Origin of the sequence: Halarcobacter sp., assembly GCF_963676935.1 — a bacterium.
GTDB lineage: Bacteria > Campylobacterota > Campylobacteria > Campylobacterales > Arcobacteraceae > Halarcobacter.
This window is the reverse complement of record NZ_OY781470.1, coordinates 2,587,475-2,607,147: the sequence shown is the minus strand read 5'-3', so window position 1 is coordinate 2,607,147 and position 19,673 is coordinate 2,587,475. Positions and strand designations below refer to the sequence as shown.

Genomic DNA, 19,673 nt, shown 5'->3' with positions numbered 1-19,673 from the left:
TGTCTTAGACACTAATTATTGTATCTCCACTTTTTATCCAATCACTTAAAAGCTCACCAGTATAATAGATATCAATATTACAAGCTTCTAAGCCTTCTGCAATCTGCATATTTTCAGCACATTTGAGACAAGCTGTAACTTTTACTCCATCATCAATCATAGCTTTAACTTTTTCTTGAATCTCTTTATCTTCAGCTATTAGTTTTTGACTAGCTCCCCAAACTAAAACAGAAACCTCTTCCATCCAACCTTTAATTTTTGCATTGTGTGCATATAAAAGTACCATATGTAAAGCTGTTTCTTTATTGTCTGTAGTCCATAAAATTTTTACCTCTTTTTGCATAACTAAACCTTTTATGTAATTTAAAAAATTATAACATTGATTGCTTTTACTTTTATAAATATTTAAATTTAATTACATTTGTCTGTTAAATCTTTTAACTCCAAATCAAGAGCATTTGATGAGATATATACTTCCCAAAGAGAAATTCCTAGTGAGATACACATTGTAATAAGACTTAAGCCAAAGATTTTTTTTCCAATATCATAAAAACCTAGAAAAAGACAAAACATAGAAATAGTACATAAAAGTATAGATACCACACCAAAAAACTGCATCCATTTTGTAAGTTCAAGTCTTTTTTTCAAATTTGCAATTTGACCTTTAAACTCTCTAATCCCATCTTTCCTTGCTTGACTACTAAGAGCCCTGATTAATTGTCCTGTTGTTAAAAATCTATTCGTATATGCTAAAAGAAGTAGTGAAATCGCCGGGAAAAGTAGTGCAGGTGTTGATATCTCAATGTCCATTTAAAAAACCTTTTTATTTTTAGGCAATTGTATAAAATTATAAATTAAAAAGTAAAAAAAAGTAAATTTTAGTTAATATTTCATTATGTATAAAAACGAATTCGATAACTTATTAAATCAGAACAAAACTTTTAGTGCTTATATGTTTTATGGGCAATCAACTTTTTTAATTGATTATTATACTAATCTTGTTGCAAACAGATTAGGTAGTCCCGATGAGATAGAAAAGATGTATTTTGATGATTTTGATTTTAAATACGCTAAAGATAAACTTCTTCAATCCTCACTTTTTGCTTCAAACAATATTTTAATTATAAAATTAGAAAAAAAGTTAAATAAAAAAGAGGTTACAACTTTAATAGAAGCTTGTAATACAAACCCTGATTCAAAAGTTATTTTTGCTTGTATGGATGATAGTGAGTTTAAAACTATGGGTGGATATTTTACACAAAAATTAAATGCAGTAAGTGTACGAATGTTTTCACCATTTCCAAATGAGGCGATTAGACTTATTGAAAATCATGCAAAACAGTTAAATATGAAATATGAAATGTCAGCATTAAATAATCTATATTTTATGCATAGACAAGACTTGTCTTTATGTATGAATGATTTAAAAAAACTTGCAATTTTAGATGAAACTATTACTCCTGATTTAGTTTATAAACATTGTTTTGGTATTGGTGCAGTTAATTTTGAAGATTTTTTACATAATCTTATCTCTTCACAAGATATAAGTTTAGATTTGGAAACACTTTTAGAAGAGGGGATAAATGAGATTTATCTTCTAAATCAAGTTACATCTTTTGTGCAACAACTATTTATGATAAGCTCGTATATTAGAGTTTATGGAAGTGCAAATGCAAAAGAGATTTTAGGTTTTGTTCCTCCAAAAAATGTTTGGGAAAAGAAAAGCAGACTAGCTATGAATATAAAGCCTGAAAAGTTTTCAGAGATAATAGATTATCTTTTAGGGATAGAATTAGAACTAAAATCCTCTAAAATATCAAATCAAAATCTTTATTTACAAGCTTGTCTTAGGAAAATTTCAGTTTTAATTAGATAAAATCACAGACTTTACAAAAACCTTGCTGATATTTGTAAAGATACCGGCACAATCTATAAGGAGAATTAATGTCAAGAATCAAACATTATGAAACAATGTTTATTTTAAAGCCAACTCTTACTGAAGAGGAAACTAAGGCTCAAATCGATTTAGTTAAAGCTACAATCGAAAAAAATGGTGGTGAAATTTCATCTTGTGACGACATGGGAACAAGACAACTAGCTTATGAAATTGAAAAAAACAAAAGAGGTTACTATTTCGTAATTTACTTCAAGGGTTCAACTGAAGGAATCTTAGAAATAGAAAGAAACTACAGAATCAACGAAAATATTATGAGATTTATTTTCATTAAATATGAAAGTAAAAAAGAGATCGCTGCATGGACAAAAATGAGCGATGAGGCAGCTAAAAAAGCTAACTAATTAAAATTTTATAGGACATCTTATGTATAATAAAGTAGTAATGGTAGGAAACTTAACAAGAGATATTGAGCTTAGATATATGCCAAATGGATCAGCTTTAGCTAAGTCAGCAATAGCTACAAGTCATAGATATAAGACAAATACTGGAGAGCAAAAAGAAGAAGTTTGTTTTTTAGATTTTAATATTTTTGGAAGAAGTGCTGAAGTTGCTAACCAATACTTAAGAAAAGGTTCGAAAGTTTTATTAGAAGGAAGATTAGTATTTGAACAATGGACTGCTCAAGATGGTTCTAACAGAAGTAAACATGCTCTTAGAGTCGATACTATGAAGATGTTAGATACAAAAGCAGATTCACAAAACATGTCGGATAGCCAAGGTTCTTACAACCAACAAAATAGTTATAACCCTCAAGGTTCACAATACAATAATCAACAACAAGCTCCTCAACAAAATAATATGGGTCAAAATAATTATGGTGGTATGAATAACTCAGGTTCACAACAAATGCCTGAGCAAAGAATACCTGAAATCAATATTGATGATGATGAAATACCTTTCTAGAATATAAGGATTAAAAATGGCAGAAAGAAGAAAATACGGAAAAAAATATTGTAAATATACTGAGATGAAAATTGATTTCATCGATTACAAAAATGTAGATTTACTAAAAATATCTATGAGTGAAAGAGGTAAAATTATGCCTAGAAGACTTACAGGTAACTCTAAAAACTCACAAGAGATGGTAGAAAAAGCAATTAAAAGAGCAAGACATATGGCACTAGTTCCATATATCGTTAATACTCAAAATGTAACTGACGCAGCATACATTAAATAATTTAGTTTTTTTAAAATAGGAAAAAGGGAGATAGTTATCTATCTCCCTTTTTTTATGTAAAATAAAATATATTTAATGATAATCATTATTAAGATTAATTTAATAAATTTAAATTATAATTTCCCCACTTAAAAAAAAGGATATGTATGTTTAAAAAATTAGTTTTATCTAGTTTAGTTTTAACAAGTTCGTTAATAGGTGCAAGTGAGGTTAATATTTATTCTACAAGACATTATGATACTGACAAAAAATTGTTTAAAATGTTTGAAGAGAAAACAGGAATAAAAGTAAATGTTGTTAAAGCAAAAGCTTCTGCTTTAATTAATAGAATAAAAAATGAGGGTGAAAAGTCTCCTGCTGATATATTAATTACGGCAGATGCAGCAAGATTATACAAAGCAAAAAGTGAAGGTCTTTTTCAAACTATTAATTCAGATGTCTTAATGAATAATATTCCAAGTGAATTAAGAGATGAGGATAAGCAATGGTTTGGATTAACAAAAAGATCAAGAGTAACAGTATATAAAATTGGAACGGGCATAGAAAATGAGTTATCAACTTATGAGGATTTAGCAAATCCAAAATTTAATGGTATGATTATGGTTAGATCGTCTAATAATGCTTATAATCAATCTTTATTAGCTGCAATTATTGCTCATCATGGGGAAGAGTATGCATTGAAATGGGCAAAAGGTGTAGTTGCAAATATGGCAATGCAACCAAAAGGTAATGATAGATACCAAGTAAAAGCAATTGCAAATGGAGTAGGGAAAATTGCTATTGCAAACACTTATTATATTGGTAAAATGGTTGATAATAAAGATAAATCAGAAGCTCAAGCTGTAAAGAAAGTAAAAATATTCTTTCCAAAGTTTGAAAATGGTGGTACACATATAAATATTTCTGGTGCTGGTGTTATTAAAACTGCTCCAAATAAAGAAAATGCAATTAAATTTTTAGAATATATGGCATCAGAAGAAGCACAAAAACTTTTTGCAGAAGGAAACTTTGAATATCCAGTATTAAAAGGTGTGAAAACATCTGAATTAGTTTCTTCATGGGGAGATTTCCAAGAAGATAATATCTCAATAAACACATTGGGTAAAAATAATGCAAAAGCAGTAAAAATATTTGATTTAGCAGGATGGAAATAGAAGCATTCTAATTATGAAATTTAGAACTTAAAAGGGAATAGTTTTTCTATTCCCTTTTTTTATATTTATTAATTATTATGATAATCGTTCTTATTATAAGAGGCAATTAAGCTATATTTAATTACAATTTCAATAATTATTATTGATAAAAAGGATATTTATGATAAAGAAGATTTTATTAGCTACAATATTATTATCAACTTCAGTATTACTATCATCAGAAGTTAATGTATATTCCCACAGACATTATGATACAGATAAACAATTATTTAAAATGTTTGAAGAAAAAACTGGGATAGAAGTAAATGTAGTAAAAGCAGATGCAAATGCATTAATTAAAAGATTATCAAGTGAGGGTGAAAAATCTCCAGCAGATGTACTTATTACTGTAGATGCAGGAAGATTATATCAGGCAAAATCAAAAGGATTATTGCAAGCAATTGATTCAAAATATTTAATAGAAAATATTCCAGCAAAACTTAGAGATGAAGATAATCAATGGTTTGCACTTACAAAAAGAGTTAGAGCTTTTGTTATTCCAAAAGATAGCAATTTAGATGAAAATTTAAAAACTTATGAAGATTTAATAAAATCAGAATATAAAAAAATGATTATGGTAAGATCATCAAATCATATATATAACCAATCGATGTTAGCTGCAGTTATAGCACATCATGGGGAAGAGTATGCTTTAAAATGGGCAAAGGGCGTGGTTGAAAATCTAGCTAGAAGACCTAAAGGTAATGATAGATATCAAGTAAAAGCGGTTGCAAATGGTATTGGAAAAATAGGAATTGCAAATACATATTATGTAGGTAAAATGATAGGAAATAAAGATTTGTCAGAATCTGAAGCTGTAAAAAATGTAAAAATCATATTTCCTAAATTTGAAAATGGTGGTACTCACATAAATGTAAGTGGTGCTGGGGTTGCTAAATATGCTCCAAATAAAGAGAATGCAATTAAATTTATAGAGTTTTTAGCAAGCCCTGAAGCCCAAGAGATTTTTGCAAATGGCAATTTTGAATATCCAGTTGTAAAAGGTATGAAAAAGAATCCTGTAGTTGCTTCATGGGGAGAGTTTAAAGATGATACAATCTCTATAAATACACTTGGAAAATATAACGCTAAAGCAGTTAGAATTTTTGATGAAGCAGGGTGGAGATAAAATAAATCTTGAATATATTTAATAAACTAACCATAAGTAGTGTATTGCTTACACTACTTATCTCTATTCCTGGATTAATCTTAATTGCAAATGTTTTCGCACCAAGTGAAAATTGGCAACATCTAGTCGATACAGTACTTTTTGATTATATATTTAACTCTTTATATATAATGCTTGGTGTGGCATTTCTAACTTCAATTTTAGGATTTACAACAGCATATATAACAACTTTTTTTCAATTTACAGGTTCAAAGTTTTTCCATTATGGTTTAATTTTACCTTTTGCTATTCCAACTTATATAATGTCTTATATATATGGGGGAATGTTTGATATTACAGGTACTGTAACAACTTTTATACTTAACCTTTTAGGAAAAACTTTAAATGAGGTTTATTTCTTTGATATTATGTCCATTGAAGGGGCAATACTTGTTATGTCATTAGTTTTATACCCTTATGTATATCTTATCTCAAAAACATATTTAAAATCTGAGTCCTCTTCTATAATTGATGCTTCAAAAACAATGGGCTTAACAAATTTTCAAATTTTTTATAAGGTAATAATTCCTATTTCAAGACCTGCTATTGTGGCTGGAGTTATATTAGCTGTCATGGAAGCAGTTGCCGATTATGGTGTGATGGATTATTATGGAGTTTCAACTTTTGTAACGGGTATTTTTAGAACTTGGCTTGGGATGGGAAGTGTTGAAGATGCTTCAAAATTAGCCTCAATGTTAATGATTTTTATTTTTGTATTGATTTTTTGTGAGCGATTTCAAAGAAGAAATAAAAGATATAAAAGTAGTGGTAAAGATTTTAAACCAATTATAAAAGAGAAACTTACAGGGACAAAAGCTTTTTTAGCTTTTATTGCCTGTTTTATCCCTTTTTTCTTTGGATTCTTATTACCTTTTTCACAGATGAGTTTTTGGTTTTATATCTCATATGAGGAGATAATAGATGAAGATTTTTTAAGAATACTTTTACAAACTTTATCTTTAGGTGTTTTTAGTTCAATTCTTATTACTCTTTTAGCTTTTGTAATTACATATAATGTAAGATTGCATAAAAATAAAATAGCAGAAAACCTACTTCAAATCTCTAAATTGGGTTATTCTATACCAGGTGCTGTTGTTGCAGTTGGGGTATTAAGTTTTTTTAGTATTATAGATAAAAGCTTTGATATTTTAATTAGTGGAAGTGTAATTGCAATTGTATTTGGATATGTAGTAAGATTTATTGCTGTTTCTATTAATAACTATGAATCTGGATTTTCAAAAATTCCACAAACCTATGATGATGCTTGTAAAACAATGCAAATAGGTTCATTTCAAACTTTTTTTAAAGTGATTTTACCCCTTGTAAAAGGTTCAATGATGGCAAGCTTTATTATAGTTTTTATAGAAACAATGAAAGAGTTACCCTTAACAATGATATTAAGACCTTTTAATTTTGATACGTTGCCTGTTTTATCCCATGAACTTGTAACTCAAGCACAAATAATAGAATCAAGTGTACCGGCAATGTTTATTGTTTTATTAGGTATTGTTTCAGTTTTAGTTTTAGCAAAAAAAATGGTCAAGGATTAAGATGATTGGTATAAGTGTAAAGGATTTTTCTATCTCTTTTGGAGATACAAAGATTTTAGAAAATATCTCTTTTGATGTAGTTCAAGGGGAGATAGTTACAATTTTAGGTCCTAGTGGTTGTGGGAAAAGTACAATTTTAAGAAGTATAGCATCTTTACAAGATGAATATAAGGGAGATATTTTTATAAATAATCACTGTCTTATAAAAGATGGGAAAAAACATTGTCACAAAGATATTGGGTATATTTTCCAAGATTATGCATTATTCCCCCATTTAAATGTAAAAGATAATATAGAGTTTGCACTTTATAAACTAGATAATATTGAAAAACAAAAAAGAGTAGATAAACTTTTAAAACAGTTTGATTTGGTTGAGCATAGAAATAAACAAATTCATGAATTAAGTGGGGGACAACAACAAAGGGTATCTATAGCAAGAGTATTAGCTTATGAACCTAAAGTAATCCTACTTGATGAACCCTTTTCAAATCTTGACTCAATTCTTAGAAATAAAACAAAAACATGGTTAAAAAAACTTATTAAAGATATGGGGCTTAGTGCGATTTTAGTTACACACGATCAAAAAGAAGCCTTAAGTATGTCAGATAGAATTGCTATTATTAATGATAAAAAAATAGAACAATTTGGTACTCCTCAAGAGCTTTTTAATAGTCCTAGTTCATTGTATGTTGCTAACTTTTTAAATAAGATTAACAAACTTCCAGAAAGTTTGGTTAAATCATATGGAATAGAAATTGATAAGGAAAATGTTGCAATTATTTCAGTTGATAAAATTGAAGTAAGTTCAAGCCCTTCTAAAATAAAAGCTACTATTCAAGATATATCTTTTTGTGGAGATTATTATGAGATAGAAGTTGTTTTAGAGGAGTTTGAAAATGTAGAACTTTTAGTAAAAACAACTCAAGGAGATTTTGATAATAATCAAAAAGAGTGTTATTTAAATATAAATAAAGAGAATATCAAAGTAGTAAGAAAAAACTAATTCTTACTACTCTCTTCGGTTTTATTCTCTTCCTCTTTTACTTCTTCTTCCCCTATCTCTTCTTCATCAATTCTTGGGTCTAGCATTGTTAACTCAGGACCAGATGTAACAGGAAAATTAACGAATGTACTTCTTTCATCATCTGCAATTCTTTTCTTAGATAAAGCATAAAATGTCAGATAAATACCAATTGCAAAATATAGTACAAACATAGAGTATTCATAATATTTTAGTAGTATACCAATTACAAGAGGTCCTATAAAAGAACCAATACCATAAGTAAATAGTAGTGTTCTGCTGATTTCAAGTAAATCACTATCTTCATCTAAAACGTCATTGGCCCTAGCAACGCTTAAAGGATATATTGTAAAGATTGTTAGACCTAATAAAAATGCACAAATATAGATATATGTGATGTTATCTTGGGTAAATAGAAATAGAATCGAAGTTATTGCAGTTATTGCTGCTACCCATGATATAAGTTTTCTTCTTCCCCATTTATCAGATAATATTCCTACTGGCCATTGAGATATTAATCCACCAAGAATTGCAATTGACATAAAATATGAAACAATCTCAATTGAATTAAATTTTGTAAGGATATAAACTGGTGCCATTGTAAAAAAAGAACCAACTATAAATCCTCCTAGAAAACTAGAAGTTGTAGCAAGAGGTACAACTGAATACACTTTAGGGATTGAGATTCTTTCAAATGGTTTTAGGTCTGGTTCTTTAATTTTTGTTAAGGAAATAAAAAGAATAGAAAAAAGTATAAGTACAGAACCTATTGTAAAAATAGATTGTTTAAAGTTTTCATCAACATTTAAAAATAGTTGTCCTAATGCTGTTGAGAGATAAAAAATAATTGTATAAATAGCTAATACTTTACCTCTTGAATCTTGTGTACTTTTTTCATTTAACCAACTTTCTAAGATAATTAATAAACTATAAAAAGAGAAACCAGAAATTGCCCTTAGTATTGCCCATAAATATTCATTAAAAAAAACAGAATGTAATAAAAATGAGATAACCATAATTGCTGCAAATGTAGCAAAACTTCTGATATGCCCAACACTTGAAATAATACTTTGACTAAATATTGAAGAGCCTACAGCACCTAAAAAGAATGAAGCATTAATTATAGCAATAGCTATATCATTTACTCCCATCTCTTTTAAATATACACCAATAAATGTTAAAATCATACCATAACCAATTGCTAAAAAAGTTATTGCAAAAAATAGGGAAGATATTGTCATAATAGAGAATTTGTTTTGTTCAAACATCTTCTTCTCCTTTAAAAAATTAATAGAATTAAAAAGCCCAATAGTATATGATTTTTGTTGAAATAAAAGTAAAAGTAAGTACTATAAAAAGAAATTCTTTCTTTTTATAGTTTTTCCCAAACAACACCGTTTGGAGTATCCATAATAGATACATCTAAAGATGATATTTCATCTCTAATTTTATCAGCAGTTTCAAAGTCTTTATTTTTTTTAGCTAGAGTTCTTTTTTCTATAAGAGACTCAATTTTTTCAATATCTTCTTTTGAGATACCAAACTGGAAATATTTATAAGCATCATTAAATCCAATACCAATAATCTCATCGATAAACTCAAAGGTAGCTACAAGTTCTTTTTTAAAATTTTTGTTTTTTGGTTCTTTATCTAAAGTCTCATTTGCTTTATTTATATATTCATCAATAATTGATATAGCTTTTGCAGTATTTAAATCATCATTTAAAGCTGTTAAAATATTTTCTTTAAACTCTTTATTTACAGCAGACTTTCCTAAGCCATAAACTCTTTTTTTAACTCTATATAATTTGTCTAATCTTTTTTTAGAAGAGATTAAATCCTCTTCATTAAAGTTAAAGTTTGCTCTATATTGGGCAGTTAGTAGATAAAATCTAACAACCTCTCCACTATATGATTTTAAAATATCTTTTAAGAAAAATGAATTCCCTAAAGATTTACTCATTTTTTCTCCATCAATGGTTACAAAACCATTATGCATCCAATATTTTGCTAAGTGTGCTTTTGTTGAGCATCTTGTTTGTGCAGCTTCATTTTCATGATGAGGGAAAAGTAAGTCTGCTCCACCCCCATGAATATCTATTTGATAAGCTTCATCTTTATATGCTAGATGTTCATTTATCATAGCACTACACTCAATATGCCAACCTGGCCTTCCTTTTCCAAAAGGTGAATTGTAAGCTACATCATTTTGTTTTTCAAATTTCCAAAGTGCAAAATCACTTGGGTTTCTTTTCTCACTATTTGATTCAACTCTAGCAATAGAGTTTTCATCACTTGCTCTATGTGAGATTGAACCATAATTCTCATCTTTTGAAACATCAAAATAAACACCATCTGAGATTTTATAAGCAATATCTTTTTTCATTAAATCTTCAATCATATCAATCATAACTTGAAGATTTTCAGTTGCTTTTGGTTCAAAGCTATTTGGTAAGATATTTAAAGCCTCCATATCACTTTTATATTTAAGTATATATTCACTTGTAATATCTTCTAAACTTCTATTTGATTCATTCATTTTTTTGATGATTTTATCATCTATATCTGTAAAGTTTTTTGTCATAGTTACATTATAACCATTAGCTTTCAAAACTCTATGTAAAAGATCGAAAGCTATAGCGCTTCTTGCATGACCTAAATGGGAATCATCATAAACAGTTGGTCCACAAACATATACTTTTACATCATTGTTTTTTATAGGTTCAAAAAGAACTTTTTCTTTTTTTACCGAATCAAATATTGTTAATTTTGCCATTATTTAAATAGTGCCTCTAAACTTGCTGTATCTGTTGTTTTTTCTTGCTCTTTAGATTCTGAACTTCCTCCAACAGAAGCTCCACCAATCTCTTTTAACTCAATTTCATATTTTGTAAGCATTGAAGCTAGTCTAATATTAAGTCCAGATTTCCCTATTGCTTTTGATTTTTGATCACCAGGAATTGTAACAATAGCTTTACCTTTTTCATTACCTTCTGCATGTTTTTCAATTTTTACACTAGAGATAATTGCTGGGCTTAAAGCTCTTGCTATGAACATCTCTGGTACATTTGAGTATTCAACACAATCAATATTTTCACCGCTTAATTGTCTTGAAACAGCACCAATTCTAACACCTTTTACACCTACAATTGAACCGATAGGATCAACTGTTGCATCAGTTGTTGATAATGCAATTTTAGCTCTACTTCCAGGAATTCTAGCACTAGCTTCTATGGCAATGATTTCATCTTTTAATTCAGGTACTTCAGATTTTAAAAGTGATTCTAAAAATTTAGGACTAGTTCTTGAAATCTCAACAACTAAACCGTTAGTTTTATCAATATTTACACCTCTAACAACTGCTTTTACTGTATCTCCAACTTTAAAAGATTCACCTTTAATTCTACTTTTTCTTGGAAGCATACCTTTTACTTCACCAATCTCAACAAAAGTATTTTCTTGTCTATCAACTCTTGTTACACTTCCACTAATAGTTTTTCCCACTTTATTTTTATATTTACTTAAAAGTGATTCTTCTAAAAATCTTTGTACTCTATATTCGAAATTGTTATGTAAGATAGTAGCTGCATTTCTTCCCATATTTTCAAATTCTAAATCATAATTAACAAAATCTCCAATCTCTAGAGATTCATCAATTTTTTTAGCTTCATCTATTGAGATATAGTTTTCTTTACTTATAATATTTTCATATTGATCTAAACCATCTTCAGTTAATCTTTCATCATCATTTGGAACAACTTCAATTTTTTGAAATAATTCTAGTTTTTTATTTGGTCTATCAATCTCTGCATCGAATCTTAGAGTAGAATCTACCATTTTTTCAGCAGTTTTAATTAATGCTTCTTTTAATGCATTTTCAACATCTTCAATTTTTAAGCCTTTTTCATAGGCGATAGAATCTAAAATATCTATAATTTTGTCCATTGGTTACCTTCTTAATTTTTGACATTGAAATGTAAAGTTTTGATTTTCAATGTAGAGTAGAACAATATTTTAGCTTAAAAGAGCTTTTATTCAAATTAAAGCAATTTTAAGATAAACTATCTAGCTAATTTAATAAAAAGGTTTAATGAGATGGAATTATTATTCGCAAGAAACGAACTAACTGAAAAACCGAAAAAAGTTCAACTTGATAAGATAAAAGAAGAGTTACAAAAAGATGGAGAAAAAATATTTTATTTTGATAGAGATAACTCTCATAAAGATATGATGTCTTTAGTTGACTCATTAGAAGATGAAGGGTACAACGTATACTTTAGAGAAGTAAAATATGGTCTTGCAGATGATGAATATATGTATGAGGTTCATGCGCTGTAATTTTACAAAAGCGAAAAGTATTAATGAGTAAACAAGAAGATAAAAAACTATTTATACAGACTCTTGGCTGTCAGATGAATGATACTGACAGTCAACATATGATTGCTGAACTAAAAGAGCATAAAAACTATAGCACAACAGATAATATCGAAGATGCAGATTTAATTATTATTAACACATGTTCAGTAAGGGAAAAGCCTGTTTCTAAACTTTTTTCAGAAATAGGGCAATTTAATATTAAGAAAAAAGATGGGGCTAAAATTGGAGTATGTGGATGTACTGCAAGTCATTTAGGAAAAGATATTATGAAAAGAGCTCCTTATGTTGACTTTGTTTTAGGGGCTAGAAATATTTCAAAAATCAAAGATGTAGTTGATAAAAAAGGTGCAGTTGAGATTGATATAGATTATGATGATTCTACATATCAATTTGCACAAAATTCACATAATTTATATAAAACTTCAGTAAATATCTCAATTGGATGTGATAAAGAGTGCACCTATTGTATCGTTCCTGCAACAAGAGGTGATGAGATTTCTATTCCACCTGAAATGATTGTTGAACAGATAAAAAAAGATATTGAAAAAGGTGCAAAAGAGGTAACTCTTTTAGGACAAAATGTAAACTCTTATGGTAGAAGGTTTAGTGATAAAAGAGAAAAAACAACTTTTACGAAACTTCTTCAAGAGGTTTCAAAAATTGATGGTTTAGAAAGAATTAGATTTACTTCTCCACATCCTTTACATATGGATGATGAATTTATTGAAGAGTTTGCAAAAAATCCAAAAATATCAAAATGTATCCATATGCCTTTACAAAGTGGTTCAACAACTATTTTAAAAGCTATGAAAAGGGGATATACAAAAAAGTGGTTTTTAAACAGAGCTAAAAAGATTAGAGATTTAGTTCCAAATGTAAGAATCACTACAGATATAATTGTAGCTTTTCCTGGGGAAACTCAAGGGGATTTTGAAGATACAATTGATGTGATAAATCAAGTTAAATTTGATCAAATATTTAATTTCAAATATTCACCTAGACCAAATACACAAGCTTTAAATCTAAAAGATATTGAAGTTGCTGATGAGATTGGGAGTGCAAGACTTATTGAGGTGATTGAACTTCATAAAAAACATCAAAGTGAACTTATGAATAAAAACATAGGTAAAACAGTAAGTGTTTTATTTGAGAGTTTAAAACCAAATGGTGAAGTATCAGGATTTACTGATAATTATTGTCAGGTTTTTGTAAAAGGTAGTGATGAACTTCTTGGAGAAATAGTTGATGTAAAAGTTACAGATGCTACAAGAACAGCATTGAAAGGTGAAGTGGTAAAATAGATGAAGCTTTTTTTAATCACAAGAGTTGTTCCTTTTGTATTACAACTTTTTGTAAGATTTATCTATTTAACAAGTAAAAAAGTTTTTCATCATCCAGAAATTGATCTCAATGAGCCTTTTATTGTTACTTTTTGGCATGGTGAACTTTTGATGCAACCATTTAATTATAAAAAAATTAAGCCTAAAGGCAAAGTTAGTGCTATGATAAGTGAGCACAAAGATGGGGAAGCTATTACAAGAACCGTTGAGTACTTAGGAATTGATTCAATTAGAGGTTCAAGTACTAGAGGGGGAGCAAAAGCTTTAATAGGAGCAATTAAAGAGTTAAAAGCAGGTGATGATATAGCAATTACACCAGATGGACCAAGGGGTCCTAGGCATTCAGTTGCAGATGGAATTGTAGCTATTTCACAGAAAACAAATGCTAGAATACTCATATTTAATTGTAAACCAACTAAATATTGGCAGTTTAATTCTTGGGATAAGTTTATCGTTCCTAAGCCTTTTGGAAAATTAGAGTTTTTTATTCAAGAACCATTTGATTTAAACTCTTTAGAAATAGATGAGGCAAAAGAGTTGATAAAAAAGAAGTTGCTTTTAAATTCAATGGAATAAGGTTTAGTTTAAGATGTTTTCAAAAGAGTATTTATACATAAATGCCATAAAATACAAAACACAGCTTAAAATAAATTATAAAAAATTAAATAATAATGATATTGTAGAGACTAATGCCTCTACATTTTTAGCCTATGATGAAATCATGGGTAGAGATATTGCCACAAAACTTGTATCCAATCAAAGTGAAATAGATAATACATATATCTCTACTCTTTTACTTCAAGATGAAACAAAACTAATTCAAAAAAAATTGCCTACACCTAAAGATTATGCAATAACATCATTAACTGAACAATTCAATATAGCAGTTTCTAAAAATACTTTATTTGAAACAAGAAACTACTTTGATAAATGTGGAATAGATTATATCTTCTCAGCATATCATATTTTAAATCTACATATAGAGAAAAATCCTTGCAATAATAATCTTGTAATTCTACTTTTTAATAATCAAGCCTTTTGTGTAATTTTAAACTCAAACTCTGAAATTGTTTTTAATAAAAAAATAGATTTAACCCCTTTTGAAGAGATTAAAAAAAGTGAATTTTATGAAAATGAACTTTTAGGTCAAAAATTGTTTGATGAGGTTTATGCATTAGAACTTTATGAGACAATTAAAAATACAATTGAAGAGTTTTATTCAATAACAAAAAATATGTTTATAGAGAAAGTTTCTTTACTTTACAACTTAAAACTTGTTTCAGATAGTCAAATAAGTAAGATGTCAGAGGATTTTATGCTTGATATAACTTATCATCCAATCTCTGTTGATGAAGAGTTATTTGAGCTTTCACGAGATTCACATAAAGTAAAGAGTTTTATAAAGCCGAGAAAAAAACCAAATAATAAGTTTAAAAACTTCACATTAATTTCTATTATTTTTATTCTTCTTGTAGCAATTGGATATCTTTTTTATCCTCAAATTAATGAGTTAATAAATAAAAAAGATGAAAATATTGTAGCTAAAAAACCTATAGAGAAAAAAGTAGAATTACCAAACCATATAGAAAAAAATAATCAAATTGAATCAAGTGTTTTAAAAGCTTTAGAGGTGATTCCTTATGATGTAGTTTTAAAAGAGTTAGACTTAGATAAAAACTCACTTTCTATGGAGATTAATCTTTTAAATAAAGACACCTTTATAAAAGTATTACAGCCTGAATTATTAAAATACTATGATATGGCAAATATAGTATTTAAAGAGAGTAAGACACCAGTTTTAGAAGCCCAGCTGAAAGCAGAAGGTGCAAAACAAAAACAGATTGTAAATTTCAAAGACTATAAAGAAGCATATATTGAAAATGAATTTATGCCAATTATTAGAGTTACAGAGCAGATGAAAATACTTTTCCCTGAAGGCTCTAATGTAACTTTTAAAAATAGTTTTAAATCACAAGTTACAACTTTTAACTATTTAGTAACAATTGTTATTCAAAAGCCTTTAGAGTTTTTTACTTTAATTGATAAAATGAATAATGAATTGTATTCAATAAATATAACTTATCCAATAAGTTTTGTTAAAACAGAAGCTGGAATTGAAGTTGAATTTATAGTTCAATTCCATCAACCAAAATAGTTTTAAGACAAAAAAACCTTGACCGTAAGTTATTCCTATTTTTGTTAACTCTTCTACATTCTGAGCAACTGTTTATTGACCTATATTTAATAACTGCTTTATCAACAAGATCTTTATGAATATCTTTTTTTCATTTTTTATCTTTTGCTGATTATAAAAAGTCTAGCATTCTATATAAGAATTGTAAATACTTTATGTAGTAAAAAATAGGAAAATAAAGGTTTGTTTACCAAACCTTTATTTCATTATAAACAGAGTCCCGCTCAACTGGGATAAAACCAGAATTTTTGATTAAATCAACAAAGTTTTCTAAAGCAATTCCATTTGCACTTTTTGCTCCAGCTGCACTTTGAATAGATTCTTTTTCAATTGTTCCATCTAAATCATTTGCACCAAACTCTTGTGCAAGAAGTGCAAGTTTAGTAGTTGAAGTAACCCAATATGCTTTTATATTAGGAATATTATCAAGTAAGATTCTAGCAATTGCCATTGTTTTTAAAATCTCTTGACCTGTTAAAAAATCTTTAACTTTTAAATAGTTATTTTCTTTTTGATAAACAAGTGGTATAAAAGCATTAAATCCACCAGTTTTTTCTTGAAGTTTTCTAAGTCTTAACATATGATCAATTCTATGCTCTCTATTTTCAACATGACCAAAAAGCATTGTTGCATTGCTTTGATGACCTGATTTATGCCATAACTCGTGGATTTTTAACCATTGGTCAGATTTTACTTTCCCACCACAGATTTTTTTTCGCACCTTTTCATCAAAAATTTCAGCTCCACCACCAGGCATCGAATCAACACCACTTTCAATCATTTTTTCAATAACCTCTTCATAACTTAGATTATACTCTTCAGATAAAAAGTGAATCTCTGCTGCTGTTAATGCTTTTACATGAATCTCTGGGTGTTTGTTTTTTATTTTCCTAAATATATCTAAATACCACTCCAAGCCTGTATTTGGATTATGGGCAGAAACAATATGTACCTCTTTTATACCATTTTTAACAGAATTATCAACTGTATTTAAAATCTCTTCATGTGATAGGGTATATTGATTAGGATTTTTTCTTGTTGCACTATAGGCACAGAATTGACATACATCTTTACATACATTTGTTGGATTAATATGTCTATTTATATTAAAATACGTTTTTTTACCATGTTTCTCTTCTCTAATTTTGTTTGCAAGAGTAGCTAATTCAAACAGTTCTAAATCGTATAACTTTAATGCTTCTTCAAATGTATAATCTTCTTTTTTCTCAAATTTTTCTAAAATACTCATATAATATCTCTTTATTTACAATCAATATCTTTACTATATTTCCCGTTGTTACTTCTATGAACGAAACCTATACACTCTTTTTGCAAGTCTTTATCAAAAAAAGTAAGTTTATATACAGTACTTTTAATTCTTGTTTCTTTATCTTCTACGCTCATTTTATTAACAACTTTTATATCAGATATATTTTTATGTCCCATTTTTGCTAATTCTTCTTCCATTTTTAAGTTAATAGTAAAAACTTCAAACATAAAACCAATTATAATTAATATTGCCATTACGGCAATAGTTATAATACTCTTCTTAGGTAATTTTCTTACTTCAATCTCTTCTTGGCTCATAAGTCATCTCGTTTAGTGGTTTAAATTTATCATCTTCTTTATCATAATAATCAATTTGTGCAGTCTCAATATCATAATACCAACCATGCACTTTTAAGTCTCCATCTTCATGTAGCTTTGCTACAACTGGATAAGTTAATAGATTATCTAATTGATGTCGAATAGAGTTTCGCTCAGTTGCTCTATACATCTCCTCTTCTGTGGTAAATTTTTTATTTCTTAGTGTTGTTTCTTTTGCCTTCGCACCCAAAGTTAACCATGTTTTTATATGAATAAAAGAACCATCATCCGGAATATCTTCATATAAACTTTTACATGCGCCACAATGTGAGTGTCCACAAATGATAATATGCTTAACTTTTAAAACAGCAATTGCATATTCAATAGCAGCTGCACTACCATGGAAATCTTCATCATGTTTATATGGAGGAACAAAGTTACCAACATTTCTTAAAATAAACATATCCCCAGGTTTTGTTCCTAGCATCAAATCAGGAGTAACTCTACTATCAGAGCAACCAATAAACATAACTTCAGGCTTTTGTCCGTGTTGAACTAAATTTTTTATCTCTTCTTCAAGATTTAAAAAACCACTTTTTCTAAAGTTTTCGTTACCTTTAATTAACTCAGTTAAAATCATTTTAATTACCCATTGTTTTAATAATTTTTTGATCGTTTACAGTTATTGCTGTAATTTTTTTAATATTGTCTTTCTCTTCATCATCTTGGTATTTATATTCTATTAAATAGTCTACATTATGACAAGATACTAAAGTTGTAAATTTTGAAAGTTTTAGTGATTCACAACTTTTCATATTTATAAATTTATCATTTGCAAAACAAAGAAGAGAGAACATCATTAAAATCAACAGTTTTTTCATTTAAACTCCTTTATTCTTTTACACACCTTTTCTAAAACAAAAGGTTCTATATCTATTTTTGCAATAAGCCTAATTATAGCATTACTTACAGTTGGTTGCCTTATTGCTCCAACTAAAAAGCCTTCATTTTTTAATCTATTTTGTATATCAATGACTTTTTTATTATCACCAATTACAATTGGAATGATTAAACTATTTGAAGTTATACCTAAAATATCATTTATAACTTGTAAATTGGTTGATATTTTGTTTTTAATAGTCTCTTTATTTTTTTGGATATATTTTAAAGACTCTAAACCCAAAGCGGTATCAAAAAGTGATGGTGCAGTTGTGTATATAACAGCTTTTGCTCTATTTAATAAAAACTCAATAATATTAGAGCTAGCTAGGATATAAGCGCCATAACTTCCATAAGCTTTTCCAAGTGTTCCCATTTTTATATGATTCTCTTTTGGATTTATTGAATAAAAATCAAATATACCTGTAAGTTTATCCCCTAAAACACCTGAAGAATGAGCTTCATCAACTATTAGTAAAGCATTTGTTTCATCTGCTATATCAAACATCTCTTTAGGTGCTAAATCTCCACCCATAGAGTAGACTCCTTCTATAGCTATGATTTTTCTGCCTTTTGTATCTGTTTGGTTTATTTTGTTTTTTAAATCAATGCAGTTATTATGTTTAAATATAACAACCTGATTTTTATTTAAAAGTCTTGTTGCGACCATACCACTTGCATGGTATTCTTCATCTATAAATAAAGTATCACCTTTTCTAACTAAAGCTTCAATCATTGATAGGTTTGCTAAAAAACCACTCCCTACAATAAGCGCATCTTCAAAGTTATTTGCTTTTTTTAGTTCATCTTCAAACTCTTGATGAATTTTAGAGTAGCCATTTACCAACATAGACGCTTTTGGACCATGGTATTGTTCTTTTAGTACTCTTTCATAAGCTTTATTAAATATATCTTTATTGGTAGTAAGACCAAGATAGTCGTTTGAAGCTAGGTCAATAAGAGATTTATCAAAAACTTCTCTTTTACGTAGTCTGTTGGATTTTTTTATAGAATTTAGTTCTTTTGAATACAAAAGTGCTCCTAATAATTTAGGTATTTTATATAAAAATCTATTAAAAATTGTTAAATTTCTTTTTAATGCTATTGTTTTGCTACAAACACTTATTATAATTCTTTTACCTACTAATTAAACGTCCTTCATAGTAGAGA

22 protein-coding genes are annotated in these 19,673 nt (G+C 28.2%); 12 read left to right on the top strand and 10 right to left on the bottom strand.

The window, feature by feature from the left end; all coding sequences use genetic code 11:
- Positions 1-4: 4 nt before the first annotated feature.
- Both ACKU4C_RS12765 and ACKU4C_RS12760 read right to left on the bottom strand, forming a co-directional pair.
- Positions 5-343, bottom strand: coding sequence for a DsrE family protein (locus ACKU4C_RS12765; protein ID WP_321312586.1), 339 nt, complete (start codon positions 341-343; stop codon positions 5-7).
- A gap of 68 nt (positions 344-411) precedes the next feature.
- Positions 412-810, bottom strand: a complete 399-nt coding sequence (locus tag ACKU4C_RS12760) for a DUF2721 domain-containing protein (protein ID WP_321312585.1) — start codon at positions 808-810, stop codon at positions 412-414.
- 85 nt (positions 811-895) lie between these two features.
- Here ACKU4C_RS12760 and holA point away from each other — a divergent pair, with 85 nt between their 5' ends.
- The 8 genes from holA to ACKU4C_RS12720 all read left to right on the top strand — a co-directional run bounded on the left by holA (position 896) and on the right by ACKU4C_RS12720 (position 8,048).
- Positions 896-1,876 (top strand): DNA polymerase III subunit delta, encoded by a 981-nt coding sequence (gene holA / locus ACKU4C_RS12755; RefSeq protein WP_321312584.1) that lies wholly within the window; start codon positions 896-898, stop codon positions 1,874-1,876.
- Positions 1,877-1,944: 68 nt separating this feature from the next.
- Positions 1,945-2,298 carry a 30S ribosomal protein S6 gene (rpsF, locus tag ACKU4C_RS12750; protein ID WP_321312583.1) on the top strand — a complete coding sequence of 118 codons (354 nt, stop codon included), beginning with the start codon at positions 1,945-1,947 and terminating at the stop codon, positions 2,296-2,298.
- A 22-nt stretch (positions 2,299-2,320) separates the two neighbouring features.
- Entirely contained in the window at positions 2,321-2,860 is a 540-nt protein-coding gene (locus ACKU4C_RS12745; protein WP_321312581.1) for a single-stranded DNA-binding protein, read from the top strand.
- 16 nt (positions 2,861-2,876) lie between these two features.
- The gene (rpsR, locus tag ACKU4C_RS12740; protein ID WP_321312579.1) at positions 2,877-3,134 is read left to right on the top strand and encodes a 30S ribosomal protein S18; all 258 of its coding nucleotides are present in this window, start codon (positions 2,877-2,879) and stop codon (positions 3,132-3,134) included.
- Positions 3,135-3,280: 146 nt separating this feature from the next.
- A complete protein-coding gene (locus tag ACKU4C_RS12735) occupies positions 3,281-4,288 on the top strand; it encodes a Fe(3+) ABC transporter substrate-binding protein (RefSeq protein ID WP_321312578.1) in 1,008 nt (335 codons plus the stop codon).
- A gap of 160 nt (positions 4,289-4,448) precedes the next feature.
- Positions 4,449-5,456 carry a Fe(3+) ABC transporter substrate-binding protein gene (locus ACKU4C_RS12730; protein ID WP_321312577.1) on the top strand — a complete coding sequence of 336 codons (1,008 nt, stop codon included), beginning with the start codon at positions 4,449-4,451 and terminating at the stop codon, positions 5,454-5,456.
- 8 nt (positions 5,457-5,464) lie between these two features.
- Positions 5,465-7,045 carry an iron ABC transporter permease gene (locus tag ACKU4C_RS12725; protein WP_321312575.1) on the top strand — a complete coding sequence of 527 codons (1,581 nt, stop codon included), beginning with the start codon at positions 5,465-5,467 and terminating at the stop codon, positions 7,043-7,045.
- A 1-nt stretch (position 7,046) separates the two neighbouring features.
- Positions 7,047-8,048, top strand: a complete 1,002-nt coding sequence (locus ACKU4C_RS12720) for an ABC transporter ATP-binding protein (RefSeq protein ID WP_321312573.1) — start codon at positions 7,047-7,049, stop codon at positions 8,046-8,048.
- Here the strand turns inward: ACKU4C_RS12720 and ACKU4C_RS12715 are convergent.
- The 3 genes from ACKU4C_RS12715 to nusA all read right to left on the bottom strand — a co-directional run bounded on the left by ACKU4C_RS12715 (position 8,045) and on the right by nusA (position 12,011).
- Positions 8,045-9,334, bottom strand: coding sequence for an MFS transporter (locus tag ACKU4C_RS12715; protein ID WP_321312571.1), 1,290 nt, complete (start codon positions 9,332-9,334; stop codon positions 8,045-8,047). The two genes, ACKU4C_RS12720 and ACKU4C_RS12715, sit on opposite strands and share 4 nt — an antisense overlap.
- Before the next feature lie 104 nt (positions 9,335-9,438).
- The gene (gene cysS, locus ACKU4C_RS12710) at positions 9,439-10,842 is read right to left on the bottom strand and encodes a cysteine--tRNA ligase (RefSeq protein ID WP_321312570.1); all 1,404 of its coding nucleotides are present in this window, start codon (positions 10,840-10,842) and stop codon (positions 9,439-9,441) included.
- Positions 10,842-12,011 carry a transcription termination factor NusA gene (gene nusA / locus ACKU4C_RS12705; protein WP_321312568.1) on the bottom strand — a complete coding sequence of 390 codons (1,170 nt, stop codon included), beginning with the start codon at positions 12,009-12,011 and terminating at the stop codon, positions 10,842-10,844. The genes cysS and nusA overlap by 1 nt, the downstream gene beginning before the upstream one ends.
- Positions 12,012-12,161: 150 nt before the next feature.
- Between nusA and ACKU4C_RS12700 the strand changes: the two genes are divergently transcribed.
- Genes ACKU4C_RS12700 through ACKU4C_RS12685 form a run of 4 tightly spaced genes read left to right on the top strand, consistent with a single transcriptional unit; the run spans position 12,162 to position 15,938 of the window.
- A complete protein-coding gene (locus ACKU4C_RS12700) occupies positions 12,162-12,404 on the top strand; it encodes an HP0268 family nuclease (RefSeq protein WP_320035141.1) in 243 nt (80 codons plus the stop codon).
- A gap of 23 nt (positions 12,405-12,427) precedes the next feature.
- Complete coding sequence (miaB, locus tag ACKU4C_RS12695) at positions 12,428-13,744, top strand: tRNA (N6-isopentenyl adenosine(37)-C2)-methylthiotransferase MiaB (RefSeq protein ID WP_321312566.1); 1,317 nt, start codon at positions 12,428-12,430, stop codon at positions 13,742-13,744.
- Complete coding sequence (locus tag ACKU4C_RS12690) at positions 13,745-14,359, top strand: lysophospholipid acyltransferase family protein (RefSeq protein ID WP_321312565.1); 615 nt, start codon at positions 13,745-13,747, stop codon at positions 14,357-14,359.
- Between the two features lie 13 nt (positions 14,360-14,372).
- A complete protein-coding gene (locus tag ACKU4C_RS12685) occupies positions 14,373-15,938 on the top strand; it encodes a hypothetical protein (RefSeq protein WP_321312563.1) in 1,566 nt (521 codons plus the stop codon).
- Positions 15,939-16,164: 226 nt separating this feature from the next.
- Here ACKU4C_RS12685 and mqnE read toward each other — a convergent pair whose 3' ends face one another.
- Genes mqnE through ACKU4C_RS12660 form a run of 5 tightly spaced genes read right to left on the bottom strand, consistent with a single transcriptional unit; the run spans position 16,165 to position 19,536 of the window.
- The gene (gene mqnE, locus ACKU4C_RS12680) at positions 16,165-17,226 is read right to left on the bottom strand and encodes an aminofutalosine synthase MqnE (RefSeq protein WP_321312561.1); all 1,062 of its coding nucleotides are present in this window, start codon (positions 17,224-17,226) and stop codon (positions 16,165-16,167) included.
- A gap of 11 nt (positions 17,227-17,237) precedes the next feature.
- The gene (locus tag ACKU4C_RS12675) at positions 17,238-17,564 is read right to left on the bottom strand and encodes a hypothetical protein (protein ID WP_321312559.1); all 327 of its coding nucleotides are present in this window, start codon (positions 17,562-17,564) and stop codon (positions 17,238-17,240) included.
- Positions 17,545-18,204 carry a carbonic anhydrase gene (locus tag ACKU4C_RS12670; RefSeq protein WP_321312557.1) on the bottom strand — a complete coding sequence of 220 codons (660 nt, stop codon included), beginning with the start codon at positions 18,202-18,204 and terminating at the stop codon, positions 17,545-17,547. Before ACKU4C_RS12670 ends, ACKU4C_RS12675 begins: the two co-directional genes overlap by 20 nt.
- Before the next feature lies 1 nt (position 18,205).
- The gene (locus ACKU4C_RS12665; RefSeq protein WP_321312556.1) at positions 18,206-18,445 is read right to left on the bottom strand and encodes a hypothetical protein; all 240 of its coding nucleotides are present in this window, start codon (positions 18,443-18,445) and stop codon (positions 18,206-18,208) included.
- Complete coding sequence (locus ACKU4C_RS12660; RefSeq protein WP_321312554.1) at positions 18,442-19,536, bottom strand: pyridoxal phosphate-dependent aminotransferase family protein; 1,095 nt, start codon at positions 19,534-19,536, stop codon at positions 18,442-18,444. The genes ACKU4C_RS12665 and ACKU4C_RS12660 overlap by 4 nt, the downstream gene beginning before the upstream one ends.
- Positions 19,537-19,673 lie beyond the last annotated feature (137 nt).